The sequence below is a fragment of the Marinobacter aromaticivorans genome, from assembly GCF_002806975.1.
Lineage (GTDB): Bacteria > Pseudomonadota > Gammaproteobacteria > Pseudomonadales > Oleiphilaceae > Marinobacter > Marinobacter aromaticivorans.
Map to the genome: position 1 here is coordinate 1 of NZ_NIHD01000013.1, position 26,646 is coordinate 26,646.

20 protein-coding genes and 3 tRNA genes are annotated in these 26,646 nt (G+C 55.3%); 8 read left to right on the forward strand and 15 right to left on the reverse strand.

What is annotated here, in order from left to right; all coding sequences use genetic code 11:
• Nucleotides 1-100: 100 nt before the first annotated feature.
• The 6 genes from CDH48_RS15660 to alaS form a co-directional block, all read right to left on the reverse strand.
• Nucleotides 101-177 (reverse strand) — tRNA-Arg (locus CDH48_RS15660).
• Between the two features lie 210 nt (nt 178-387).
• Nucleotides 388-464 (reverse strand) — tRNA-Arg (locus tag CDH48_RS15665).
• 65 nt (nt 465-529) lie between these two features.
• A tRNA-Ser gene (locus CDH48_RS15670) sits at nt 530-619 on the reverse strand.
• Between the two features lie 128 nt (nt 620-747).
• Complete coding sequence (gene csrA, locus CDH48_RS15675) at nt 748-945, reverse strand: carbon storage regulator CsrA (RefSeq protein WP_100689680.1); 198 nt, start codon at nt 943-945, stop codon at nt 748-750.
• Between the two features lie 182 nt (nt 946-1,127).
• Nucleotides 1,128-2,366, reverse strand: coding sequence for an aspartate kinase (locus CDH48_RS15680; RefSeq protein ID WP_100689681.1), 1,239 nt, complete (start codon nt 2,364-2,366; stop codon nt 1,128-1,130).
• A 108-nt stretch (nt 2,367-2,474) separates the two neighbouring features.
• Complete coding sequence (gene alaS / locus CDH48_RS15685; RefSeq protein WP_100689682.1) at nt 2,475-5,105, reverse strand: alanine--tRNA ligase; 2,631 nt, start codon at nt 5,103-5,105, stop codon at nt 2,475-2,477.
• Nucleotides 5,106-5,246: 141 nt separating this feature from the next.
• Between alaS and CDH48_RS15690 the strand changes: the two genes are divergently transcribed.
• Nucleotides 5,247-5,786: an RDD family protein gene (locus tag CDH48_RS15690; protein WP_100689683.1), complete on the forward strand. Its 540-nt coding sequence runs from the start codon at nt 5,247-5,249 to the stop codon at nt 5,784-5,786.
• Nucleotides 5,787-5,803: 17 nt separating this feature from the next.
• On the opposite strand, the gene lptG is transcribed toward CDH48_RS15690, so the two are convergent.
• Together lptG and lptF are read right to left on the reverse strand one after the other, a co-directional pair.
• Nucleotides 5,804-6,865: an LPS export ABC transporter permease LptG gene (gene lptG / locus CDH48_RS15695; protein WP_100689684.1), complete on the reverse strand. Its 1,062-nt coding sequence runs from the start codon at nt 6,863-6,865 to the stop codon at nt 5,804-5,806.
• Entirely contained in the window at nt 6,858-7,961 is a 1,104-nt protein-coding gene (gene lptF, locus CDH48_RS15700) for an LPS export ABC transporter permease LptF (RefSeq protein WP_100689685.1), read from the reverse strand. The genes lptG and lptF overlap by 8 nt, the downstream gene beginning before the upstream one ends.
• 249 nt (nt 7,962-8,210) lie before the next feature.
• Between lptF and CDH48_RS15705 the strand changes: the two genes are divergently transcribed.
• Both CDH48_RS15705 and CDH48_RS15710 read left to right on the forward strand, forming a co-directional pair.
• Nucleotides 8,211-9,704, forward strand: coding sequence for a leucyl aminopeptidase (locus tag CDH48_RS15705; protein WP_100689686.1), 1,494 nt, complete (start codon nt 8,211-8,213; stop codon nt 9,702-9,704).
• Nucleotides 9,705-9,713: 9 nt separating this feature from the next.
• Nucleotides 9,714-10,229 carry a DNA polymerase III subunit chi gene (locus CDH48_RS15710; RefSeq protein WP_100689687.1) on the forward strand — a complete coding sequence of 172 codons (516 nt, stop codon included), beginning with the start codon at nt 9,714-9,716 and terminating at the stop codon, nt 10,227-10,229.
• 82 nt (nt 10,230-10,311) lie between these two features.
• On the opposite strand, the gene CDH48_RS15715 is transcribed toward CDH48_RS15710, so the two are convergent.
• Nucleotides 10,312-11,625 (reverse strand): PQQ-binding-like beta-propeller repeat protein, encoded by a 1,314-nt coding sequence (locus CDH48_RS15715; protein ID WP_100689688.1) that lies wholly within the window; start codon nt 11,623-11,625, stop codon nt 10,312-10,314.
• A 427-nt stretch (nt 11,626-12,052) separates the two neighbouring features.
• Here CDH48_RS15715 and CDH48_RS15720 point away from each other — a divergent pair, with 427 nt between their 5' ends.
• The 4 genes from CDH48_RS15720 (at nt 12,053) to CDH48_RS15735 (ending at nt 18,115) form a co-directional block, all read left to right on the forward strand.
• On the forward strand, nt 12,053-13,477 hold the full coding sequence (locus tag CDH48_RS15720) for a sodium/glutamate symporter (RefSeq protein WP_100689689.1): 1,425 nt from the start codon (nt 12,053-12,055) through the stop codon (nt 13,475-13,477).
• A gap of 148 nt (nt 13,478-13,625) precedes the next feature.
• Nucleotides 13,626-16,478: a valine--tRNA ligase gene (locus CDH48_RS15725; RefSeq protein ID WP_100689690.1), complete on the forward strand. Its 2,853-nt coding sequence runs from the start codon at nt 13,626-13,628 to the stop codon at nt 16,476-16,478.
• 38 nt (nt 16,479-16,516) lie between these two features.
• The gene (locus CDH48_RS15730; protein ID WP_227521119.1) at nt 16,517-17,515 is read left to right on the forward strand and encodes a ketopantoate reductase family protein; all 999 of its coding nucleotides are present in this window, start codon (nt 16,517-16,519) and stop codon (nt 17,513-17,515) included.
• A gap of 42 nt (nt 17,516-17,557) precedes the next feature.
• Nucleotides 17,558-18,115: a cob(I)yrinic acid a,c-diamide adenosyltransferase gene (locus CDH48_RS15735; RefSeq protein ID WP_100689692.1), complete on the forward strand. Its 558-nt coding sequence runs from the start codon at nt 17,558-17,560 to the stop codon at nt 18,113-18,115.
• 164 nt (nt 18,116-18,279) lie between these two features.
• Here the strand turns inward: CDH48_RS15735 and CDH48_RS15740 are convergent, their stop codons facing one another.
• The 4 genes from CDH48_RS15740 to CDH48_RS15755 all read right to left on the reverse strand — a co-directional run bounded on the left by CDH48_RS15740 (nt 18,280) and on the right by CDH48_RS15755 (nt 24,373).
• Nucleotides 18,280-20,310 carry a methyl-accepting chemotaxis protein gene (locus CDH48_RS15740; protein ID WP_100689693.1) on the reverse strand — a complete coding sequence of 677 codons (2,031 nt, stop codon included), beginning with the start codon at nt 20,308-20,310 and terminating at the stop codon, nt 18,280-18,282.
• A gap of 115 nt (nt 20,311-20,425) precedes the next feature.
• On the reverse strand, nt 20,426-21,313 hold the full coding sequence (gene ampE / locus CDH48_RS15745; protein WP_100689694.1) for a regulatory signaling modulator protein AmpE: 888 nt from the start codon (nt 21,311-21,313) through the stop codon (nt 20,426-20,428).
• Complete coding sequence (ampD, locus tag CDH48_RS15750) at nt 21,314-21,913, reverse strand: 1,6-anhydro-N-acetylmuramyl-L-alanine amidase AmpD (RefSeq protein WP_100689749.1); 600 nt, start codon at nt 21,911-21,913, stop codon at nt 21,314-21,316. It lies immediately after the preceding gene.
• 138 nt (nt 21,914-22,051) lie between these two features.
• Entirely contained in the window at nt 22,052-24,373 is a 2,322-nt protein-coding gene (locus CDH48_RS15755; RefSeq protein ID WP_100689695.1) for a DUF1631 domain-containing protein, read from the reverse strand.
• 234 nt (nt 24,374-24,607) lie between these two features.
• On the opposite strand from CDH48_RS15755, the gene nadC reads away from it, so the two are divergent.
• Entirely contained in the window at nt 24,608-25,447 is an 840-nt protein-coding gene (nadC, locus tag CDH48_RS15760; RefSeq protein ID WP_100689750.1) for a carboxylating nicotinate-nucleotide diphosphorylase, read from the forward strand.
• Nucleotides 25,448-25,472: 25 nt separating this feature from the next.
• On the opposite strand, the gene CDH48_RS15765 is transcribed toward nadC, so the two are convergent.
• Complete coding sequence (locus tag CDH48_RS15765; protein WP_100689696.1) at nt 25,473-25,808, reverse strand: YqcC family protein; 336 nt, start codon at nt 25,806-25,808, stop codon at nt 25,473-25,475.
• 12 nt (nt 25,809-25,820) lie between these two features.
• Nucleotides 25,821-26,618, reverse strand: a complete 798-nt coding sequence (locus CDH48_RS15770; protein WP_100689697.1) for a ParA family protein — start codon at nt 26,616-26,618, stop codon at nt 25,821-25,823.
• Between the last annotated feature and the right edge of the window lie 28 nt (nt 26,619-26,646).

Sequence of the window (26,646 nt, forward strand, 5' to 3'; positions counted from 1 at the left end):
GGTTTCGGTCGAACCTCTTTCGGTTCAAATCCTCCCAGCAACACATAGCAAAACGCCTCAGCATGTGGGGTGCACAAACTGAGGCGTTCTGGTCTTAATGTGGCGCGGCTGGGAGGATTCGAACCTCCGACCGCTCGGTTCGTAGCCGAGTACTCTATCCAGCTGAGCTACAGCCGCCTGAAACTTTTTCCTCACCTTCGGCGATTAGCCTTATGGGAGGATTATTCGGGCCTTTGGCCCTCACCCCTTTCGGGGGCCGCCGTCGCTTTGCTCTGGCGTTCCTCAGCACACTTCGTGTGCTTCGGTCGAACCTCTTTTCGGTTCAAATCCTATCTGACTTATGAGAAAGGCTCTAATGCCGGGTTCACGAGTCGATGTACTAAAAAGTGGCGCGGCTGGGAGGATTCGAACCTCCGACCGCTCGGTTCGTAGCCGAGTACTCTATCCAGCTGAGCTACAGCCGCGCAGTAATCACTTGGTCTGATTGAATGCTACTCCAATCTGTTCCGGTTTTCTCGTGAAAAGAAAATGGCGGAGAGGGAGGGATTCGAACCCTCGGTACGCTTGCGCGTACGGTTCCTTAGCAGGGAACTGGTTTCAGCCACTCACCCACCTCTCCTTCAGAACGGGGCGTATACTACCATAATTTTTCTGTTTTCATAGGGTTGACAGGCTTTTTTTAGCCCTTGTTTTACCCAAAAACAAAAAAGCCGCCCGCGCCTACCCTGAGCAGCCTGATTTAACTTATCAGCTATTACCCGGCTCCGGCTCATCTGCGTCTTTTTCAGACTGAATGCGCTGATAGATTTCTTCCCGGTGCACCGCAACTTCTTTGGGGGCATTGACACCAATCCGCACCTGGTTTCCTTTCACTCCGAGCACAGTCACGGTGATGTCATCACCGACCATCAGAGTTTCGCCAACACGGCGAGTTAAAATCAACATATCCCTTACTCCCTATTCAAAGCTACCTGTTCCGACAAGTAATTTTTTAGTTGGTTCTACGCTTCTAGTGAGATCACTGGCTGATCAAAACACGCACATTCCCTTATACGGATCTAAGCGTGCACAGGCTCAGAAAATAAATCTCTTTTTATTGAGCCCTGCAAGGCAGGTGACTGACCTTACTACAGGGTTTCTTCTACCCCGGGCTTGTCCAGTTCAAATGCACTGTGAAGTGCACGAACCGCAAGCTCAAGATATTTCTCGTCAATCACCACAGAAATTTTTATTTCCGATGTGGAGATCATCTGAATATTGATTCCCTCAGCAGAGAGAGCTTCAAACATTTTGGTGGCTACACCAGCGTGGGAGCGCATACCAACGCCTACAATACTGACTTTTGCGATCTTGGTGTCACCACTGACACCATGGGCACCTATCTCATCCGCCACACGCTGGAGAACGCCCTTGGCGCGATTGAAGTCGTTGCGATGCACCGTAAAGGTGAAGGCTGTCCGGTTATCTTCACCCACGTTCTGGACAATCATGTCCACGTCAATGTTGGCATCACTGACTGGTTTCAGAATACTCAGCGCGCTACCCGGGGTGTCGGGCACGCCCGAGATAGTAACTTTGGCTTCATCACGATTAAAAGCGATGCCGGAGACGACCGGTTGTTCCATGGCAATTTCTTCCTCAAATGTGATCAGAGTCCCCTCACCTTCTTTAAAGCTGGAGAGAACTCTTAACGGAACGTTGTATTTGCCCGCAAATTCCACGGCACGAATCTGGAGCACTTTCGAGCCCAGGCTGGCCATTTCCATCATTTCTTCAAATGTGACCCGTTCCAGACGGCGAGCACTGTCTACAACCCGGGGATCCGTAGTGTAAACGCCGTCTACATCGGTATAAATCTGGCACTCATCGGCTTTCAGTGCCGCCGCCAGGGCAACAGCCGTGGTGTCCGAACCTCCGCGCCCCAGGGTTGTGATATTGCCGTGTTCATCAACACCCTGGAAGCCGGCAACCACTACCACGCGACCTGCGTCCAGATCTTTACGCATACTTTGCTCGTCGATCTGCCTGATACGGGCCTTGGTGTGCCTGTTGTCTGTCAATATGCGAACTTGCGACCCGGTGTAAGAGCGGGCTTCACAGCCCCGCTTCTGCAAAGCCATGGATAGCAGGGAGATGGTAACCTGCTCGCCGGTGGAAACCAGAACGTCCAGCTCCCGCGGCACCGGCTCTTCCATAATCTCGTTGGCCAACGCAATCAGGCGATTGGTTTCTCCGCTCATGGCGGATACCACCACAACAACATCATGGCCCTCCTTGCGGAAGCTACAGACTTTTTCAGCAACCGCCTCTATGCGCTCGATTGTGCCAACCGAGGTACCACCGTATTTCTGAACTAACAGAGCCATTGTCTTACCAATATCCGAATCAGAGATCTGCGGCAGAGCACCTGGCTCTGCCTGTCATGAACAAGCGGCAGGAATTATAAACCCCGACCACCTCAGAAAAACAGTTGCCTAAGCGATATTTTTTTCAACCCATCCAGGCACGCCGGCGAGGGCTTCGGCAAGCTTTGACGGGTCGTTGCCACCGCCCTGCGCCATATCGGGTCGGCCACCACCTTTACCATCAACCAAACCGGCCAGGTGTTTCATCAGGTCGCCGGCCTTGATACGGTCTGTCGCGGATTTGGTAACACCTGCAACCAGAGTTACTTTTCCATCGTCAACACTGGCAAGCACTACCACACCTTCACCCAGCTTGTTTTTAAGCTGGTCCGCGGTTTCCATAAGAGCTTTGCGATCTGCGCCTGCAAGTTCAGAGGCAACCACTTTCAGGCCGGCAACTTCCACCGCAGAATCCGCCAGATCGCTTCCTGCGGAACTGGCAAGCTTTGCTTTCAGGGCATCGACGTCCTTCTCGAGCTGGCGGTTGCGCTCGATAGTCTGTTGCACCTTGTCGACAAGGGTTTCCCGGCTGCCTTTTACCAGCCTGGCCACTTCGCGCAACCTGTGCTCAGTGTCATCCAGCCATTCCAGCGCGCCCAGACCGGTGACCGCCTCAATACGGCGAACGCCGGAAGAGATACCACTTTCAGACGTGATACGGAACAGGCCAATGTCACCGGTGCGGTTCACGTGGGTGCCACCGCAAAGCTCTACAGAGTAGTTATCCGTGCCCATGCTCAGCACCCGGACAACGTCACCGTACTTTTCACCGAACAAAGCCACAGCGCCTTTTTCCTGCGCCTGCTCCATGTCTGTAATATCGGTTTGAACCGCCGTGTTCGCGAGAATTTGCTCGTTCACCTGGCGCTCGATCTCTTTCAATTGTTCGGCGGTTACCGCTTCAAAATGGGAAAAATCGAAACGCAGCTTGTCCGGATCAACCAGAGAGCCCTTCTGTGTCACGTGTTCGCCGAGCACTTTGCGCAATGCGGCATGCAGCAGATGCGTGGCAGAGTGATTGCGACGGGTACGCTCACGGCGTGCGTGATCAATACGGGCGTCTACTTCCAGGCCTTCGAACAGTTCACCTTCAATCAGAGTGCCAATGTGCAGGTGGTTATCACCATCTTTGCGGGTATCGGTTACCTTGAAGCGACCACCGCTCCAGGTCAGTAGCCCGGTGTCCCCTACCTGCCCACCGGATTCTGCGTAGAAAGGAGTGCGCTCCAGCACAACCACCGCCTCATCACCGGCTTCGGCCGTTTTCTTCTCGCCATTTACGATGACCGCACGAATACGCTCATGACCATCAATCCGGTCGTAACCGGTAAATTCGGTTTTGCCATCAATGCTCATGCCGCCAGCGTTGTAGTCGATACCAAATTTGCTGGCCGCTCTCGCACGCTCTCGCTGGCTTTCCATGGCCCGCTCATAACCTTCATAATCCAGCGTCAAACCACGCTCGCGGGCTATATCGTTGGTGAGATCCACCGGGAAACCATAGGTGTCGTAAAGTGTAAAGATGGTTTCTCCGGGAATAACCTCACCTTCCAGTTCGGCAATATCCTGCTCCAGCAAACGCAGGCCTTTATCCAGCGTTTTCGCAAACTGCTCTTCTTCCTGCAGCAGAACCCTCTCGATCTGCTTCCGACTGCTGATTAACTGCGGATAGGCTTCACCCATCAGTTCCACCAGCGCACCGGTCAGCTTGTAGAAGAATGGCTCCTTGGCGCCCAGTTTGTTGCCGTGGCGGGCGGCCCGGCGAATGATGCGGCGCAGTACAAAACCACGGCCCTCATTCGACGGCATGACACCATCGGAAATCAGGAATGCACAGGAGCGAATATGATCAGCAACTACGCGCAGGCTGGCTTCGGTTGTGGCGGCGCCGCCGAGTATCGCCGAGGCTGCTTTCAGCAGATCATCAAAAAGATCAATCTCGTAGTTACTGTGCACGCCCTGCAGCACGGCTGTGACCCGCTCCAGACCCATGCCGGTATCCACCGACGGCTTGGGCAGGTTAAGCATCTCACCATCAGCTGTGCGGTTGTACTGCATGAAGACCACGTTCCAGATCTCGATATAACGGTCGCCGTCTTCCTCGGGGCTTCCGGGAGGACCGCCCGCTACGTCGGGGCCATGGTCATAGAAAATTTCCGTGCAGGGGCCGCAAGGGCCGGTATCGCCCATCTGCCAGAAATTATCGGAGGCGTAGCGGGCGCCACCGTTGTCACCGATGCGGACAATGCGATCCGCCGGAACGCCCACTTCTTTATGCCAGATATCGTAGGCTTCATCGTCTTCAGCGTAGACGGTCACCCAGAGTTTTTCAGGAGGCAGGTTCAGCCATTGCTCGCTGGTGAGAAACGTCCAGGCGTAATTGATTGCTTCGCGCTTGAAATAATCACCAAAGCTGAAGTTGCCCAGCATTTCGAAAAACGTGTGGTGGCGCGCGGTGTAGCCGACATTTTCAAGGTCGTTGTGCTTTCCACCGGCACGCACGCACTTCTGGGAGGTAGTGGCGCGGCTGTAGTCGCGTTCCTCACGGCCCAGGAAAACGTCTTTGAACTGATTCATTCCCGCGTTGGTAAACAGCAGGGTCGGATCATCTGCCGGCACCAGCGAGCTGCTTGAAACAATGGTATGACCTTGCTGTCTGAAATACTCAAGAAATGCCTGTCGCAACTCTGCGGTTTTCATAGCCCTTTGATACCTTTCCAGAAATCCCGCCATTAAGTGGCGGGATCCGCGATTGAATACGAATACTTACATGCGTGTGCAAATCGGCTACTCTAGCACACGCCGAGTACAGGAAAAACGTGAAACATCACAGGAGACCCCATGCCCCGTCGCTTCCACGCCGCTGATGAACTGCTCCCCCCAGCGACGTTTCTGAAACGATCACTGGCCGTTATCTACGACGGCCTGATCAGTATTGCCGTGCTTCTGGTTACAACCTGGGTATACACCATGATAACCGGCTGGATCACAGGCTGGGATCGCCTTGAACAAAAAGCAGAAGCGGGCCAGTTGTCCGGAGATCCGGGCCTTACGTTCGTCCTGTTTCTGGTGATGTACCTGTTCTTTGCCTACTTCTGGACACGGATCGGGCAAACCCTCGGTATGCAGGTATGGCGCGTTCGCATTCAGAACCTGGACGGCTCCTCCGTGAGCTGGAGCCAGGCCCTGCGCCGATACCTGACCGCCGCTGCCGTGTTTTTTCTGGCCCTGCTGGCCGGCTATTACCTCGGCTCTGCAACCCTGTTCCTTACTGTGCCGGCCATGATCGCACTGTTCTATCCCATAAACGGGCTTTCTGTAACAGACAGGTTTTCAGACAGCGTGGTTGTTGCACTTCCCCATAAAAAAAAAGCAAGTTGAACGGCTTTGCCGGGTAGCTACCCCGCACGGCGCATCAGCACCGCACCGACCACTGCATTGACAGCAATGGGTGCAAGAACCGCAAGCACAGGATTAAACCCGAAGACAAGGCTCATGGGGCCCAGCAAATCCTGCATGTATTTGAACAGCAACCCCACAAGCAGGCCCGTAAACACACGAAAACCCATGGTAACCGAACGCAAGGGCCCGAAGATAAAGGAAATCGCCACCAGCGCCATGACACCGGTTCCGAGGGGCATCAGGGCTTTCTTCCAGAAAGCGAGCCAGTAAGAAGAGGCGTTCAGTTCCTGGTCACCAAGATAGCTGGCGTAGGTGTAGAGGCCGGCCATGGAGAGGTTTTCCGGCTTCACAATCAGTACACTCAACACACTGGGCGACAAGCCGGATTCCCAACGCAAGGACTTGTGTTCCACGCGGCGTGTTGAGTCGCCTTCCAGGCGAGTCGTTGTGGTATTTTCCAGTAACCAGTAATCCCCCTGGTAGATTGCCCGCTCAGAAAAACTGGCAGCCATCAGCTGGCGTTGATCGTCAAAACGGAACAGGGTGATGCCGTGGAGCACGCCGTTGGGCTGCACGGCGTTAAGGTGCATGAACACATTTCCCTCGCGATGCCAGACACCGTGGGCTGCGGCGACGCTCTTGCCGGCACCGAGGGCAACGGCTTTATAGCTCTGAGCGGCGCGCTCCGCAGGTGGTGCCATATATTCACCGATAAGAACCCCGGCCAGAACAATCACCAGTGCCGGTTTCATCGCCGACCATACAACTCTTTTCAGGGACACCCCTGCCGCACGAATGACCGTGAGCTCGGAGGAGCTTGCCATGGAGCCCAGCCCAACAAGGCATCCCATAAAGGCGCCCAGTGGCAGGTAGTCGTATATCCGACGCGGTAAGGTGAGAAGTACGTACCAAAGCGCATCCAGAATCTGGTAATTGTTCCGGGTGTCATCCAGCTCCGCAACAAACGCAAATATCAGATCCAGCGACAGCACCACCACCATCACAAGCAGCATGGCACCACCGACGTTGCGCATCACATAACGATCAATCTTACGCACTCGCCGCTCCTTCCCGCTTCACTTTTCTCCTGTGTAGCCAGGCCGGACCGAAATACAGCCACAAACCCAGTGCGAGAAAAATTGCATGCACCCAGAGCATGCCAAGCCATTCGGGCACCTTGTCCTCGGCCATGGCATCGCGGGCAACGATGAGCAGCCCAAGATAGGTAACATACACAAGCATGGCCGGCAGCAGGTGGAAAAAACGGCCCTGCCGGGGATTTACACGGCTAAGCCGGACCGCCAGCAGCGTTACGATAGGAACAATCAGCGGCAACGAGAAGCGCCAATGCAGCAGGGCCCGGTCTCTGGGGTCATCCGAACGCATCAACTGACCCGTAGTAACTCCCTCGTCGAGCTCCACGTCCCCCGTACTTCCGCTACGGATTTTCAGGCCATAGGCCTCGAAGCCGGTAACCGCGTAATCCAGATTGCCGGGTATGCCATCAAAGCGGGCACCGTTTTCCAGAATCAGAAAGCGGCTACCGGTCTCCTCATCCACTAACTGGGAACCCACATCAGCGGTGATAATGCTGACCCCCTCGCCATTGCGACCGTACTCGGCAATAAACACACCTTGCAGGCGCCGTTTGTCATCACTGAGAGCCTCTGTATAGGTGACACGCCCGCCAGACGAAAGCTTCTGAAAGCGCCCTGGGGCCAGCAGATCAAATTCTGTGGCTTTCGCCTGTTCCGCAAATATCTGCTCTACCTGCTTCATGCCCCAGGGCGACACCACCAGGCTCATACTCCCCACAACCAGCATTACCACCAGGCTGCCCAGCAGGGTTTTCCCGAGTAACTGGCGATCACTGAAACCACAGGCGGAGAGCACGGTCATCTCGCTTTCCAGATACATGCGCCCGTATGCCAGCAAGATGCCGATAAACAACCCCAGCGGCAGGATGAGTTCGAGGAACCCGGGGAAGCGGTAAGCCATGATTTCAAACAGAACGCCCGGGGCAATCTTGCCCTCAGCAGCACCGGCCAGGTATTTGATAAACCGCCCACTCATGAACACCAGCAGAAGAATGCCTGATACGGCAACCATGCTGACCATAATCTGACGAATGAGATAGCGGAAAATAATGTTCAAAACGGTTTCTCTGCCCGCATCAACCGGAACCTGGAGGAAAAGGAAAACTGCGCGTATTCTATGTAACCTTGGGGCTTAATGACAGTGCGCAGACGTTAAGGTCGCGACAGATCAGGTGTCAATGAAGTAAAGCAAACTGTTCTTCCAACTTGATAATCCTTCTCCAAACCCCAATGCTTGAAACAATCGGAACAACCTATTTCCCGCCACTGACAACGGCGACTTCCCCGGACAATCAAAGGAGTTTCCATGAACTTCAGCCTGAATAGCAATGCCATTGCGAACACCAAAGCCGACTGCCTGGTCGTTGCACTTCCTGAAAAAGGCGACTGGCCCGCTTCTACCACCGAGGCGGACAGCGCATTGGGCGGGCTGATCAGCAAACTCCAGAAAGCCGGTGATATCAGTGGCAAGAACGCAGAAACGAGCCTGATCCACCTTGATGATCAACCCTGGGGCCGGCTGCTCATAGTGGGTACCGGAAAAGACGCCGAACGCGACAGCGACAAGTACCGCAAGGCTCTTACCGCCATGATGGGCGTGCTCAAGGATGGCGCCTCGAAAAGCGCGATTGTTACCCTTGCAGACACAACCGTAACGGGTGACGAAAGTGTGAGCTCGGAACTGGCAAAACTCAGCCTGATTGGCCGCACACTGGAAGACCAGCTTTACCTGTTCAGCGATTTCAAAAGTGAAAAGCCTACCGCACGCAAACTCAAAAAAATCCTGGTGCACGCCTCCGGTACCGGCAAAGCCCAGAAAGAAGCCTTCAACCTGGGCCTGGCAACCGGCCGCGGAATGAATTACACCCGTGACCTGGGCAATATGCCACCGAATATCTGCCACCCCGTGTGGCTGGCGGAGCAAGCCACGGAAATGGCTGCCAGGCACGATTGCATCAAGACTGAAATCCTTGATGAGAAGCAGATGCAGGAGCTGGGAATGAACACCATCCTGGCGGTGGGTAAAGGCAGCACTCAGCCACCCCGCCTGATCGTCATGGAATATCGTGGCGGCAACGCCAAAGACAAGCCCCATGTGCTTGTAGGCAAAGGCATCACCTTCGACACTGGCGGCATCAGCCTGAAGCCCGGCGAAAGCATGGATGAAATGAAATACGACATGGGGGGCTCTGCGGCTGTATTCGGCGCCATGCAGGTACTCGCCGAGACCAAACCCAAAATCAACGTTGTTGCCGTTATTGCGGCGGCTGAAAACATGCCAGACGGTGGCGCCTCACGGCCCGGTGACATTGTTACCACCTTGTCTGGCCAAACGGTTGAAATCCTCAACACCGATGCCGAAGGCCGGCTGGTTCTGTGTGACGCCCTCACCTACGTGAAGAAATACGATCCGGCTGCGGTTATTGACCTTGCCACCCTCACCGGCGCCTGCATCATTGCCCTTGGCCATCACGCCACAGGCCTGCTGGCTAATAACGATGAACTGGCGAACGAACTTCTCGCCGCGGGCGAACGAGCCAGCGACAAAGCCTGGCGCCTGCCGCTATGGGAGGAGTACCAGAGCCAGCTGGACAGCAATTTTGCCGACATGGCCAACATCGGTGGTCGCCCGGCCGGTACCATCACCGCTGCCTGTTTCCTGTCGCGCTTCACCAAAGACTACCGCTGGGCCCACCTCGACATTGCCGGCACCGCCTGGCACTCCGGCAAAGCCAAAGGCTCCTCCGGCCGCCCGGTTCCATTGCTGGTCGATTACCTGATGTCCCATGCCGGAAAATAACGGAAGCCAATGCAAAGTAATCCGGCAACACAAACCGGCAGCACTGCTGCCGGTGACTCCCGTGATATGACAAGACCGGAGGATAAAAACCAGCGCTACTGGTTTCACATTCTCCTGCAGGACACACCAGCAGCCCGTAACCTGCACGCCACCAGGCTTGTAAACAAGGCGTGGGAGCAGGGCGACCGCGTGTGCATCCTGTGCGATACCGCGCAGCAGGCCGAGGAGCTGGACGAACTGCTCTGGAATTTCAGCCCGGAAGCGTTCATCCCCCACAGCATCGTGCACGAATCCACTGCAGCCTGCACCGACCCCGTCGGTATCCTGCTGTGCCCGCCTGTGGCGGAGGACTGGGATACCGTCATCATCCTTTCGGAAACACTTCCGGCGCACGCAGACAAATTCAGACGCCTGGCACTGGTTGCGCACAATGATCCGGCAATACTCAGTCAGGCTCGCTCACATTTCAAACAGCTGCGTAAACTGGGCATTGAGCCACGGGTACATGACCAGCGGAAACGGTAAGCTTCCCTGGCCTTTCAGGGCCAGGTTTGTTCGCCACTACCCGACAAATGGAACTCACTGCCAGCGGAGGATTTGGCCTGGGTTAGCGACAATCAAACTCCGATACAGGAACGGCATAGACAAAACCGTCCTGACTACCCACAAACACCGTCTTGTTGATTACCACCGGCCCTGCGGGCGCAAGCGCAGTTGCCGAGGCATTATTGCTGGAGCCTCCCAACTTGAGCGTGTCAATAGCCTGGCCAGTTTTGCACTTTGGTGTGTCACCATCCTCAGCATCGAGTGCGTGCAGCATTCCGGCGGTATCTCCAAAAAACACTTTACCGGCGGTGATCGCTGGCGCACCCTTGATGCCGGCGGTGGTCGAATGCTCCCAAAGGCGTTCACCGGTTTTCAGGTTATAGGCAAACATCCCACGGGCGTAAGGACTGCCTACGTAGACCCGTCCATCAGCAATAGTGGGAGCTCCGGACGTGTTATTAGGCTGACGAGGGCCACTGCCAAGCAGGTCGCGCCAGAGCAACTTGCCGGTAGCAGCATCAAACGCGTAAATGAAGTGAAAACTGCCGCGGCGGCTGGGATACCGTTGCCGGTCTTCTTCCGAAAGGCTGCTGCGCTCCATCATCCCCGTTATCACCACAACGTTATCTGATACGGCGGGCGGTACATCGGTGAAGGACGCAGGTTCATTGAAGCGCCACAGGATTTCGCGCTGCTCGAGGTCAATCCCGACAACAGCGTTGAGGGCTCCCACATACAGTACGCCATCGGTAACCGCCGGTGAGGACATACTGACCCAACCAGGGAGAGGGAGCGACCACAGGCGTTTGCCGCTTTCGGGCGCTAAAGCAATCAGCTCGGCGCCCCCGGTAACTACATACAGAACGTCCTTCCAAAGCGCCGGTGTGGGCATGACTTCGCCTACAGTCGGGTATTGCCAAAGGGTAGCGCCGTCTTCCGGGTCTACAGCCATAACCCCGCTGGCACCTGTACCCCGGATATCCGGGCTCTGGAAAGCGCGATTGCCATAGCCTACAAAAATCCGTCCGTTTGCCTGGATCATCTCTGAATGAATCCAGTTTGGTGCGTGACGGAACCAGGGATTGTCGTCATGCCAGGCCACCTTTCCGCCCGGCAGTTCGAAACGAAACATGCCGCCGGTAGCATGGTTACCAATGTATAATGCATCACCAACGATCACGGGGGTCGCACGAACCTGGTCACCGGTACGAAACTTCATACGATTCAGTGCCGCCCCACCATTGTCGTAAACGGCATTGTTGGCGGCGTTCATGCGATATTGGGTCCACTCGCCGGGGCCGAAACTGTCTGCAAGAGCCGGCATCGACATGCAGCAACCGATGAGCCAGGTCAGGGCTTTTTTTCTCGTGTTCATGGTATTGTGCCATCCTTATGAGCAGTAAGAATCAATCAATCCAGCTTGACCGGAACCACGTGGTTACCGGTTTTCAGCGCCGCCCTGAAAGCACAAAATCGACACATTCCCCTTAAACGATGTCCCCGCTTTTGTTTGGATCACGGAGACAGGGGTCGTTTTTTAAAAGTGTAGCACTCGATTCACGGCAAACCATTGCCAAATTGTTAGTCACCTTCCCGTACCGGTCATGGCCACACATCCCATACACTCCGAAGCAATGGCCAGGGTGAGGAGTTACCCGAACTTAATGGAAACCTCTAGCCAAGTAAGGTAAAAACGCCAATAAAGCTTGAACTTTATCTGCAAAAACGGACTTCGCACTTCTGTAATCTGCAGTAACAGGTGCATCCTCTTTTCGGCCAGGCTGTTCGACGGGGGCACAACAGTGAACGCAGAACAAATCGGTTTTGCACTGCTAATACTCGCGATCCTTCTTTTCGCAGGCAAGTGGGTGCGCATGCAGTGGCGACCCGCCCAGAAGCTGTTTCTTCCCGCATCAATACTTGCCGGCGTTATCGGCTTGTTACTTGGCCCCGGTGTGTTGGGATCACTGGCGCAAATGGTGGCGGGGCCCGACACAGCGTTGGCCGAAGGTGCCATACCGGCACCCATGCTGGAAACCTGGAGCGAATTGCCGGGCCTGCTCATTAATGTGGTGTTCGCCGCACTGTTTCTGGGTGCACCCCTGCCTGATTTCAAACGGATCTGGAGGCTTGCCGGCCCTCAGTTGGCGTTTGGTCTGACGCTGGGAGCCGGTCAGTATGTTGTCGGGATATTGATTGCTGCCCTCGTGTTGGCGCCCCTTTTCGGACTACCTCTAATGGCCGGCGCACTCATTGAAATCGGCTTTGAAGGCGGTCATGGCACGGCGGCCGGTTTACAGGATGTATTTGCAGATCTGGGCTTTCCTGAAGGAGCAGATTTGGCGGTGGGCATGGCTACCGTGGGAGTTGTTTCAGGTATCGTCGGCGGCATCATACTGGTGAACTGGGGCGTGCGTAACGGCAAGAGCGCAGTGCTGGACAAAGACATCGGGGAGATTCCCCATAGCCAGCAACGCGGCCTGATTGACAAAACAGACCGCCCCGTACCCACCGGCGGAATGACAGTCCGTTCGGAATCCATCGAACCATTAACCTTGCATTTCGCATTCATCGCCATGGCTATTCTGATTGGCCTTGGGATTCTTGAAACACTTACCTGGATTGAACAGCACACCTGGGGCAAAGGCAAGGAAGGGCTGGAACTGCTAGGTGCTGTGCCGCTATTCCCGTTGGCGATGATCGGGGGATTGATTGTGCAACAGATTCTCACCCGGATTGACAAAAACGAACTCATGGACCGCCCTACCATGCTGAGAATCCAGGGTATAGCGCTGGACATTCTGATCGCCTCAGCCATTGCCAGCCTTTCCCTGGCCGCGATTGCGGCAAATCTTATGCCCTTTATTTTGCTGGGTGTCGCCGGTATTGCCTGGAATATATGCATGTTCCTTTTCCTGGCACCGCGAGTAATCCCGAAGTACTGGTTTGAGCGGGGAATTGGTGACGTTGGTCAGTCCATGGGGGTCACTGCCACCGGGCTGATTCTGATGAAAATCGCCGATCCCGACAACAAAACCCCGGCTTATGAAGCTTTTGGCTATAAACAGATGGCATTCGAACCCATTTTTGGCGGCGGCCTGGTCACCGGCATCTCCTTGCCAGTTATATATAACTTCGGCCCCTGGCCTTTGTTTGGCGTCATGTTGGTACTGGTGCTGCTGGGAGTTGGCTCCGGCCTGTTTTATTTTGGCAAATTAAACGATTAACAAAAGCCACAAACCCGCCGGGCCGAAAAAAACAGACTCTCTCCTCCGCGGGATAACCCCCCTCCATGGCCCGGATGCAGGCGACCATGTATAATCCCGCGTTTGAATTTCCCCTTGTGAATCAATCAAACGGTTGCCAGAAAAACCCATGGAAAAAACCTACCAGCCAGAGAACATTGAGCGCCAGTGGTACCAGCACTGGGAATCCAAAGGCTACTTCCGCCCCAGCGGCGAAGGCCAGCCATACAGTATTGTGATTCCACCACCCAATGTAACCGGCAGCCTGCACATGGGCCACGCCTTCCAGCACACTATCATGGACACCCTCACCCGCTACAAGCGCATGCAGGGCCATAACACGCTATGGCAAGTGGGCAGTGACCACGCAGGGATTGCCACCCAGATGGTTGTTGAACGCAAACTGGCGGCGGAAGAAGGCAAAACCCGCCATGATCTGGGCCGCGAAGAGTTCATCAAACGCATCTGGGAATGGAAAGAAGAGTCCGGGGGCACCATTACCGGCCAGATGCGCCGGCTGGGCAACTCGGTAGACTGGGACACCGAACGCTTCACTATGGATGACGGCTTTTACAAGGCCGTGCAGGAAGTGTTTATCCGCCTGTACGAGGACGGTCTGGTGTACCGTGGCAAGCGTCTGGTGAACTGGGATCCGAAGCTGCATACCGCCATCTCTGACCTGGAAGTTGAGAACAAGGAGGAAAAAGGCTTTTTCTGGCACCTGCGTTACCCGCTGGCTGACGGCGCCACCACGCAAGATGGTAAAGACTATCTGGTTGTGGCCACCACCCGCCCGGAAACCATGTTGGGCGATACCGCCGTAGCCGTGCATCCGGACGACGAGCGCTACCAGCATCTGATTGGCAAGTTTGTCATGCTGCCACTGGTAAATCGCCGCATTCCGGTCATTGCCGACCACCACGCTGATCCCGAGAAAGGCTCCGGCTGCGTGAAGATTACCCCGGCCCACGACTTTAATGACTACGCCGTGGGCAAGCGCAACAACCTGCCGATGATGAACGTGCTGACCCCGGATGCGAACATCCGGGAGCAGGCAGAAGTATTCAACAGCGACGGCACTGAAAATACCGAACTGGACGCCAGTCTGCCCACAGCCTACGCAGGCCTGACCCGGGAAGATGCCCGCAGGCAGATCGTTGCAGATATGGAAGCTGCTGGTCTGGTTCAGGAGGTAGAAGATCACGTACTGAGCGTCCCCCGTGGCGACCGCTCCGGCCTGATTATTGAGCCAATGCTGACAGACCAGTGGTTTGCCGATGCAAAAACCCTGGCCAAGCCGGCTATCGAAGCGGTTGAAGACGGTCGTATCCAGTTTGTACCCAAGCAGTACGAGAACATGTACTTCTCCTGGATGCGCGACATCCAGGACTGGTGTATTTCACGCCAGCTGTGGTGGGGCCACCGTATTCCCGCCTGGTATGATGCTGAGGGCAATATTTATGTGGGCCGCAGTGAAGAGGAAGTCCGCCGGAAGCACAAACTGGCACCGGACCTGGAACTGAATCAGGATGACGATGTTCTCGATACCTGGTTCAGCTCGGCCCTCTGGACCTTCGGCACTCTGGGCTGGCCGGAAATCACCGAACGCCTGAAAACTTTCCATCCTACGGATGTTCTGGTCACCGGTTTTGACATCATTTTCTTCTGGGTTGCCCGGATGATCATGATGACCATGCACTTCATGAAAAATGAAGACGGCACGCCTCAGGTCCCTTTCAAAACCGTGTACGTCACCGGCCTGATCCGCGACGAACACGGCGACAAGATGTCCAAATCCAAGGGCAACGTGATTGACCCGCTGGATATGATCGATGGCATTGGTCTGGCACCGTTGCTTGAAAAACGCACCGGCAACCTGATGCAGCCAAAGCTTGCACAAAAAATCGCCAAACGCACCGAGAAAGAATTTCCCGAAGGTATCTCGGCCCACGGCACCGACGCCCTACGCTTCACTCTCGCGGCCATGGCCACCACCGGTCGTGATATCAACTGGGACATGAAGCGCCTGGAAGGCTACCGCAACTTCTGTAACAAGCTGTGGAACGCTGCCCGCTACGTGCTGATGAACACCGAAGGTGAAGACTGCGGCGTGAATGGCGAGCCGGTGGAACTGTCACTGGCCGATCGCTGGATTATCAGCGCCCTGCAGCAGTGTGAGCAGGATGTGACCCGCCATCTGGATCAGTACCGTTTTGATCTGGCGTCCCATGCTCTGTACGAATTTATCTGGGACGAATACTGCGACTGGTATCTGGAATTGTCCAAGCCTTCCCTGAACGACGACAATGCCAGCGCCGAAGCCAAGCGCGGTACCCGCCGTACATTGGTGCGCGTGCTGGAAACCGTGCTGCGCCTGGCCCATCCGTTCATGCCGTTTATCACAGAAGAGATCTGGCAGCGCATTGCTCCTCTGGCTGGAAAGTCCGGCGACAGCATTATGCTGCAACCATTCCCGCAGATGGATCCGGGCAAGCATGATGCCCAGGCAGTCGAGGATATCGAGTGGCTGAAGGGTGTGATTGTGGCGATTCGCAATATTCGCGGTGAGATGAACATTTCACCGGCGAAGAGGATTCCGGTTCTGTTCCGTGGCAACAGCGCGGAGGGCCAGCGCCGGATGAATGAGAACCGCCAGTTCCTGAGCTCGCTGGCCAAGCTGGAAAGTCTGGAGTGGTTTGAGGGTGACAAGGCCCCCATGAGCGCCACTCAGCTGGTTGGCGATATGGAAGTGTTGGTGCCTATGGCGGGGCTGATCGACAAGGATGCAGAGCTGAAGCGGCTGGATAAGGAGCTTGAGCGCCTGAACAAGGAAATCGGGCGCCTGGAGGGCAAGCTCGGCAATGAGAAGTTTACGGCCAAGGCGCCTGCGGAGGTTGTTGCCAGGGAGCAGGAGAAGCTGGCAGAGGCTCAGGGTAATCTGGGCCGGCTGCAGCAGCAGCGCGCAGATATTGAGGCCATGTAGGTATGGTGGCTGCGGGTGAGCGTTCCGGGGGTGGCGGGGTGATTGCTATTCTTGGAGCGGGTTCTTTGGGGCGGCTTTGGGCCGCCCTTTTGCCTTCTGCTCGTTGTGGTTTCTTGCCTCGCCTCGCTGGTGATTCTGAGCATGAATTTGGGCTTGGGGGGAGCTTCAGCCGTCAGGCGGGCCTCCCCGAAACACGCTGTGAATACGTCCTTGTACGCTCTGTTCCGCCATCCCTGGCTCCACAAGGTTTCGGGGAGGCCCGCCTGACGGCTTCGCCGGACTCTGGTGAAGCCCGCACTAACATTAACCTTCCGTGGCTTCAGTCAGTTGAACATCTAACTCTTCTGCTGGTAACAACAAAAGCAGGAGATACCCTCGCGGCTTTGGACGCTTGGCTGCCTCACATTCAGGTTGGCACACCAGTTGTTTTGTTTCAGAACGGATTAGGCAGCCAACCGGCAGTTGCCGAGCGCTGGCCGGAGCGGCCGATTTTGGCAGCCAGCACTACGGAAGGCGCAAACAGGCCTTCCCCGGATGTTCTGGTTCATGCCGGAGCCGGTGACACCTGGGTGGGCGCACTTACGACTTCTGCAGCTGACTACACCGCGAGTGTTGTTCAACAGTTGGCTGAAACGGGTTTACGGATCCATGCTGAGGAGAACATTCTTCAGCGCCTTTGGCAGAAGCTGGTGGTGAATGCCGGGATAAATCCGTTTACGGCCCTGCTCGATTGCCCTAACGGCGATATTCTGGACTCATCTCTTTATCAGCAGAACATTGATGGGCTTTGCTCGGAGATATCTGTTTTATTGGAAGCTGAAACCTCTGAGACTGTCACACCGGAGGTTCTTCGGGAGCGTATCGAAACCGTAGCAAGGAACACCGCCAGCAATACCTCGTCCATGCGTGCAGATGTTTTGGCGGGTCGTAAAACCGAGATTGATTATATCAACGGCTATATTGTGCAGTGCGGGAAGCGCCACGGCATTGTCACGCCGGTAAACCAAATGTTGACCGAACGAGTACAAGGTCTGTAACGCCTTTAACAACTCAGTTTTTTAACTATCAGGAGCAGTCTCATGGGTAATCGTCTTTCCAAGATCTACACGCGCACCGGTGACGACGGCACTACCGGCCTGGCCGATGGTAACCGTATTGCGAAAAATGCTCAGCGTGTTGAGGCGATGGGGATGGCCGATGAGCTGAATTGCCATATTGGCCTGCTGATTGAAACCCTGGACAGCGATGATGACATGCTGGAGCCACTCCGGCGCATTCAGCACCACCTGTTTGATCTGGGTGGTGAATTTGCGATTCCAGGTAGCAAAGCGATCACCGACGATCACATCAGCTGGCTGGAAAATCTGCTGGATGAGCTGAACGGGCCCTTGCCGCCCCTGAAGAATTTCATCCTGCCCGGCGGCAGTCCTGCCGCGGCCCAGTGTCACCTGGCCCGTGCCGTTTGCCGCCGTGCAGAGCGTGTGGTGGTAGCCCTCAGCCATGAGGACTCAATCAATCCTCTGGGACGCCAGTACCTGAACCGTTTGTCCGACCTGTTGTTTGTAGCCTCAAGGGTATTAGCGCGCCGGGAAGGTGCGGAAGAGATTCTGTGGGATCAGCAAAAGTCTGGGATGTAGCGCTCGCTACAACTTATAACTGCCTGAAGGCCTGCTCCAAAACCAGGTCAGGTAGCGGCATCAACTTCAGAAACTGTGCGGAGCCATGGATGGCGGAGCCAAGCGTACACGGACGTATTCACAGCGTGTTTCTGAAATTGATGCCGCTACCTGACCGTCTTAATTCAAACCTTAAACGCCTCAACAAGCCTCTGCAAAGAAGCCGTCAAATCAGACATCTCCTGAGATGAAGCAAGAGTTTCTGTCGCATTAGAGGCCGTGGACGCACCCAGTTCACCAATGTGGGCAACACTGGCATTCACGTCTTTGGATACCGCTGACTGCTCTTCCGCAGCTTGTGCAATCTGGTGACTCATGTCCACAATCACCGAGATACCCTGGGCAATCCGGCTCAGCGCTTCTGTTACCTCGCCGGATTTCTGCACGGTTGCCTGGGTTACGTCACGGCTGTTGGTCATAGCGGCTACCGCATCTTTCACACCACTCTGAAGCCGTGAAATCATGCCTTCAATTTCTTCCGTAGACTTGTGAGTGCGCTGGGACAACGAGCGCACTTCATCAGCAACCACTGCAAACCCGCGACCCTGCTCGCCCGCCCGGGCTGCTTCTATGGCAGCATTCAGAGCCAACAGATTGGTCTGCTCGGCGATGGCCTTGATTTCCACCAGGACCTGGCTGATATTGTCGCTGTCCTGGCTAACCCGGTTGATTACGTCTACAGCACCGGAAATTTCTGTTGCCAGGCGGTTGATGGTTTCCACCGTATCCGAAACCACGTCACGCCCGGTTTCAGTATCCTTCTCCGCTGCTTTGGCACTGTCTGCAACCCGGTGAGCACTCTCTGTTACCTCGCCGACTGCTTCAACCATCTGCCCCATGGCCTCGTTGATCTGGCCGCTTTCCGCCATCTGGCGCGCCACGGCCTCGCTGTTTGCCGTCGCCGTATCATTTACTCTTGCTGCCTGCTGATCAACCTCGGAGGTTGTCCGGCCAACAGACCGTATCAACTCGGCGATGCGATCGGTCATGTTGTTGAACTCGTCGGTCAGTTCACCAAGTTCGTCACGGTTATCAAGTGATATCCGGGTGGTCATGTCGCCTGCAGCCACCTTGCGGGCAGCTTCGCCGAACCGGTTGATCGCCGTGCGCACAGACATGAAGAAGCCAACATAGAGGTAAACAACAAACAATAGCACCAAAATCAACGCAACGACGATAAGACGGCGTTGGTTAACCTCCTGCTCCAGGCTGGCATCAAGATTGGCTTCTATTACATCAAAAGCGGCGTTTTTCAGTACCCCGTAGCCGGCCAGCTGCGCAGAAATGCGTGCGTCGTATTCCTGCCAGGATAATTCCAGTCGCATGGGTGTAATGATGTTCATATCAAGCAACTCACGAACATTCAGCAGGCTTTCATCAACTTTTGCGAATGCGCCGCCTGCCCGGGATGCCAAAGCAGGAGAAGCATCGGCTACAAGGGTAAGTGCAGGTGACAGCAACGAACTGTGATTGGTCAGGCCATCATAGATTTCATTAAGATTCTCACTGAGTGCGTAGCCTACCTGGCCGTCAACCAGTGCAAACAAGCCATACGAACGGGCACGCCCGATCATGCTGCGGGCCTCCGGCAAGGTTTCGCGAACCAGCCCCAGGATAAGCAGGTTTTCCCTTGAAGTACCCTGCCCCAACCCTGAACTCTCGATAGTAGCCGGGAGCAGTGCCAGCGCTTTCTGAACAAATTCGTGAAAATACTTGAACTGGGGATCAAAATTGGTCTGGTAGTTATCATCACCACGTAGCTTCTGCCAGTCTGCCTTGAGGGCTTCTACCTGATCGGCCCAGGCTCCGGATACGTCAAAGGAGCGCCTTTCCGACGCCAGGCTGTCAAGAGTGGACTCAATTTCACCGGCGGCTTCATCCGATAGTGCCTTGAGAGCGCTTTCGTCCTTGGCCACTGCGGGCGCACGGTAATCCCGGTAATCCATCGAAGCATCTACCAGACGATCAACCAGACGCAATTGCTCCAGTCCCTCCACGCTCCGGGTCATGGTATTAACCGAGCGGTTAAGCTCAGTCATCACAAGCCAGGACAATCCACCAATGGGTAAGAGGAAGAGAATGCTGATAAGACCGAACTTGTACAGCATCGGCAACCGGTTCATGAGTGTTACTGCGGGACTGATGAGTTGCTTCACATTGGCGCTCTCTTTAAAACCACTGAGAAATAACTGAATCTATATTCTTTTTATCGACCAGGCATCAGGAAACTTGAGTTTTCTTTGTTGCTTTCATGTGTTGCTTTCCGGTTTCTCATACGATTCCGGCAATGACCAGCAAGGCCAGCAAGCATATCCACACCAGCATACTGCGGTTGAGCAGGTCTCTGACCGCGCTCAGGCTGCGACCGCCAAAACTCGCCCACTCGTCCGGGTGAATCCGGGAAAAGCGGGCCGGGTCAAGTGCATACCTGGTTAACGACCCATTGGCCGAAATCATAAGCAGATCAGAGGTGCTTTTTCGGATGCCTGCAATGGCTGGCCTGGCTTCTCCCAGCCAACCGGAAAGGTCACCCGCAATCCCGAACGTTACTGACAGCAGCCTGACCGGTATCCAGCTGACCCACTCGCAGGCTTTAAGGAACCTTGGCCTTGCAGCAGCCTGCGGCCACTGCTCAGACAGCGCCACAAGCCCACGCACCAGAACGGCAAGGCCAATGCCGCCCACCACATACCAGAATGCTACGAGAAAGAAACGCTGAAACACCGCCAACAGCAGCGTCCGCGTCAGAGCGAGATGCATGGTTTCCGGTGAGGCAGCAGCACCCCGTTCGCTCGCCGGCAGGTGCTTCTGAATATGGTGCCATGCCGCCTGCATGTCACCTCTGTGCCAGGCTTCGGCATAGGGTTCAACCGACTGGCGCCAGCCTGGTGTACCCATTAACAGCACTAGCACGAGGATTTCGAGGGGATATGCGGCAATTCCCCAGCCATAGAATGCCAGGCCATAGACACTCAGATGCACCAGTACAGCAGGCACCGCCACCAGCACCAGGCCATTGCGAATATCCGATTCGCGCCCGGCTTCAGCAACACTGCCCTGATGAAACCAGCGCCGCCAAAGAGCGTCGCCCTCTAACGCATCGAGGCTGTCAAGGCGTCGCCGCACCATGTAGGCAATCAGAAACACCACCAGTATCATCTACACAGCTCCTTTACGGGATAGTTCGCCACCGCCCTCGTCAGCCATAACAGAGCGCCGGAAATCCTGGAAATGACACCAGTCAAACGCTGGCCCTGGGTCTGTCTTGCGACCGGGCGCAATGTCGCTGTGGCCGGTAATGCGATCGCTGGTTATCTCGGGCCAGGCTGCACTGATCACTGCCGACAGTCTCGCCAGAGCGCGATACTGCTCCTGCGTATAGGGTATATCGTCTGCACCCTCCAGCTCGATTCCAATGGAAAAGTCATTACATTCTTCTACCCCCTGGAAACACGAACGCCCGGCGTGCCAGGCTCTGTCCAGAAAACTCACAAACTGCACCACAGAGCCATCCCGGCGAATCAGGGCATGGGCTGAAACCCGCATATTGGCAATTGTTGAAAAATACGGGTGCCCGGCAGGATTCAGGCAGTTTGTGAAAAAATCTTCAATGTGGCGCCCACCAAACCGCCCGGGCGGGAGGCTGATGCAATGGATCACCAACAGATTTATGGAGACGCCGTCCGGGCGCGGACCATAGTTTGGCGACGGGCACCAACGGGCTGACGCCAGGCGGCCTGTCTGGCGGAGAATCTCTATCTTCTCCCCGCAAACCGTCGCAACAGGTTGATCGGAAGCTGAGTGACCGGAAGTTGTATCAGGCAAGATGATTCCATAGTTATCAGAGCATTACACTGTGGTTTGATTGAATCACAAAGTAAGGTCTGTTACCACGAGTCAATCCTTGCGGCTGCTACGCAGGTTATCGATGATGGATTCCAGCGCGCGGTCGAAAATAAGTCCGTCGTCAAGCATGCTGACAGCACCGCTTGCCAGTGCAACTGCCAGATCCTGGCGGTGGTATTCAGCAACCTTTGCACCGCTGCGATTGACAAATATGTACTTACCCGTGGCTTTGATAAATGCTGCCAGTTTACACCGCAGCTTGCTGTCATCACGGGTGAGCTCAATCCATGCGCCAACCCGGATGCTGTCCGCCTGCTCCAGCCAGTGTGGGGAAACCTCCTCTTCGGTATCTTGCGCCTCGGGTGAATGGTTTGATGCGCCTGAACCCATGGCAGCTTCTGCCTTTGCTGCGGCGGGTTGCACCCGGTCGGGCTCCTGCTTTTCAGCCTCCGGCTCAGGCGCAGGGGTTTGAGGGGTTTGGGAGGTTTCAGGGCGCGTGCCAGTATCCGGATGGGGGTCGGCCACCGTTTCCTCATGGTACAGGTCAGATGCCGGTCGTGACGGCGCTGTTGCCAGGCGCTGAAACACATCAACGTGTGCCAGCTCCAGGTCACGCACCGCCGCATCGGTTGCAAACGGATCCCAGGAGATTTCCTGAAGGGCCAAACGAAAATCGTCAACAATGGCGGGAATTGCCCTCAGCAATTCGCTTCGGGTTGAATGTTCCACGGGTTGTGGATCCACGCTCCACACAAGATGGCCTGTCAACTCACTGGCATCTGCCCAGCGCTCACTGTCTTCACCTTCCCGCAGTACCACCCACTGCAGGTATTTCATCCAGGCTTCGTTCAATATACCAAGAACAGACTCGGGAATATCCCGCCCGGATGTACAATCCTTCACTAATGACTCAGCAAGCTGACATGCCCGCTCCTGACGGGCTCTGCCTTCTTCCGCATCGCGCAGGCGCTGTTCTACCAGCTCCCGGCGACGGCGATCCAGATCGGTAAAATGAGTAAAGTCTTTCAGTAATTCTTCGAACAGCGACACATTGTTGGTAAATTCACTCAACACCCGGTCCACAACGGATTCAATTTTCTCCCGTAACGGATCGCGCTGGCCCTGACGTTTCTCGTTCCAGCCAATGGCTGATAGCGCAAGCTCATTCAAAAGCTTGCGTACCGGGTGCCCACCCCGGTTGAAAAAGTTTTTATCACTCAAGGCTACTTTCAACACGGGTATCTGAAGGCGCCCGATGAGTGCCTTCATAACCGGGTGCAACTGCCGGTCTTCCAGAATAAAATCGAACAGCATGGAAACCAGATTGATGACATCGCTGTCCACCTGGCCAATACTGGCTTTCTGGCCATTGGCCGCCTGAAGTACCGGCTGCAGTTGCTGGTCGAGAGAAACGACATCACTGCCTTCCCACCGGCCAAAGGAAGCCTGGGCTTCGCTGAGACGCGCCATGAGCATGTCGGTATCAAGATAGGCTTCGCCTGAGGTAACCGGCTCGGCTGCCATGCTGGAATTGCCCCTTTGGTGCAGGAGTGCGCTCAGCTCCGAGAAAGTTGCGTAGGAAAACCCGCCCGTTTCTCCGCTCGCATTGTGCCGAACAGAACTGGGAGGAACCGGCGCTGAGGTTGCGGACCGGGCACCTGAGCCAGCAGTTTCCGAACGGGGCATGGGCCGTTTTACGTCCGGCAGAACGCCCTCCGATACCAGCGTGCGATTCGCCTCCTGGTAGAAATCTCCAAGAGTATCCGCAAGCAGACGGTCAAACAGTTTGAGTACAACGAGTTTTGCCCGGATGTCGATATCAAGATCGGCACAAGCCTCCGCAACGCCACCGCAAATAACTTCGGGGCTGAGCGGCATCTGGTTGTCTGCCAGTTCAACACCCGGTACCAGGTGATTCACCCGCATTGACAACAGCTGTATGGGAGCCTGATAACGACTGCGCAGTTTGTTGATCAGATTATCAATCGCAACCTGTTGTTCCAGGTCGGAATGCTCAACAAGGCTCAGAGAGTCCTGATCAACATCATCGAGAGCTCCCCCGGAATGCCGTGGGCGAAAACTGCCAATATCGTTAAACGCCTGGCTCACATATTGCAGAACTGAGACTGCCATGGCTTTGCGCCTTAGCCTCAACTCTCGCATGGCATCAAAATAAACGGTCTGATCGGTATTGGAACCGGCGCGATCCGCAAGTTCAAACAGTGCATCGTCAGCACGATCAAAAAAGCGACCGAGAACGTCTTTCAAGGACTGACCGGATGTATCACGAAGGCGAACAAGGGCCGGCGGCAGATCAAACCGCGAAAACGGTTTCTGGCCAGAAAAACTGACGACCTTATTGTCCTGTTTCATTGAGCGACTCCCGGTCAGGGCACGCACGATGCCTGACCATAGATTAAAAAGTACTCTGATTACATATCATACGAGTTAGTCGCGTCACCTTGTGTCAGAATTTGTCACCTTTTGTGTAGACTGGATCCGGGTCACAATTCCTGCAAAATTTGGCGAAAACGCTGGCGCTCTATAGAATCTGTCACCCTTGAACACTTCTGAACCCATTTGCCCCGGACACGTGGATGTATGACCATGAATTTCACTGAACGCTTACGGCAGTCCCGAATTGAGGCAGTCGCCATGAGTCTGCGCGAAGACATCGGCGACGGCGATATAACCGCGCGTCTTATTCCGCTGGAAAAACAGGCAGCAGGGCGCGTTATTACCCGGGAACAGGCCACCATAGCCGGGCGCGAATGGGTGAATGAAGTCTTCCGCCAGGTAGACGACTCAGTTTCACTGGAGTGGCTGGTGCAGGATGGGGAGTCTGTCTCCCCCGACCAGGTTCTGTTCCGTATAAAAGGAACCGCCAGAAGCCTGCTCACCGCCGAACGGGCCGCACTGAACTGGCTCCAGACGCTCTCCGGTGTTGCAACAACCTGCGCAGGTTACGCTGCACAGGTGGCTCATACCGGTGTAAAGCTTCTGGACACCCGCAAGACTCTGCCAGGGTTACGTTTTGCCCAGAAATATGCCGTGACCTGTGGCGGCTGCCACAATCACCGGATCGGCCTGTGGGACGCCTTCCTTATCAAGGAAAACCACATTGTTGCGTGCGGCTCGATCGCTGATGCCATTACAGAAGCTCGCCGGATCGCGCCCGGCAAACCGGTAGAAGTCGAGACAGAAACTATGGCGGAACTGGAGCAGGCTCTGGACGCCGGCGCCGATATCATCATGCTTGATGAGTTTTCCATGGAGGATTTACGGGCTGCGGTCGCACTCAACAAAGGGCGGGCAAAGCTGGAAGCATCCGGAGGTATCAACGCGGATACGCTGGTTCCCATTGCGGAAACCGGCATAGATTACATATCAATTGGTGCTCTGACCAAGGACGTCAGAGCCGTAGATCTTTCCATGCGCCTGGAGTGATCGAGCAAGGCCGCAAGTGAACAGATCATTGACCTGACAACAACTGGTCAAAAACCTCAAGCTCCCGGATCAGCCCCTGCCCTGACTCCGGGCGCCCACGAAAGTACTCCTCAGCCATGGGCGCAATGCCGGACACCTCAGGCAGGGGGTGGCCGTTCTCAACAATCACCTTCATGCGCTCAAGAAATACAAACTGAACCCACTGCGTAAATGCCAGCGTGTCCAGGCAGAAAGGTTCAGTGCTTCTGAACGCGTCCTCAGGTGGACGCTGGCTCGCCCACATATCCAGCTTGCGAAGCTCCATTTCGATGCTCAGCAGGCAATCTGCAACCTGCCCTGCAATGTCGTCAGAATATCTCATACCCCCTGCACCCTAATCTGCCAGAGGCTCCAGCTCTACCGTTTCACCATTCAATACACGGTACAGATCTTCAAACTGGGCCGTAAGCGGATGTTTTGGCGCCATGTGAATCAGTGGTTGTCGGCTCTGGTGAGATTCTTTCATCTTTACCGAACTGGAAAGGCGCACTGGCAACACCGGTAATCCTTCTTCAATCAGTTCTTTTACCAGCTGCCTGGGCAGGCTGGCCCGGTGCTGGAACTGATTGGCAATAATACCCTCCACCACGAGATCTTCGTTATGGTCTTCCTGCAGATCGCGTATTTCATTGAGGATGTTATAAAGTGCCTGGCGCGAAAAATCGTCACAATCGAAAGGAATCAGGCAACGCTGAGCCGCGATCAGTGCTGAACGGGTGTAAAAATTCAGTGCAGGGGCCGTATCTATGTAAATGGCATCGAAGGATTCCCCGAGTTTTTTCAGGGCTTCACGCAGCTTGTAGATTTTGTGCTTTGCTTCCAGCTTGCGCTCCAGAAAATCCAGCTCGGGGCTGGAGGGCATAACAAAGAGGTTCCTGAACGGCGAGGCATGGACGAACTCCTCGGGGCGGCGATTAAACACCTTGAACGCAACCGTCTGTTCGAGCAGATCTGCCACAGTGTCCTTGAGTTCGCTGGCCGGTGTGCCCAGCAGGTAATGTGTCGAGTTACCCTGGGGGTCCAGATCAACCACCAGCGTGCGTTTTCCACGTGCCGCGCTGATGGCTGCCAGGTTGCAGGTAATACTGGACTTCCCTACTCCACCTTTCTGGTTGAATACTACCCGTCTCATGCTATATCTCCGTCTGGCACTGTATTAT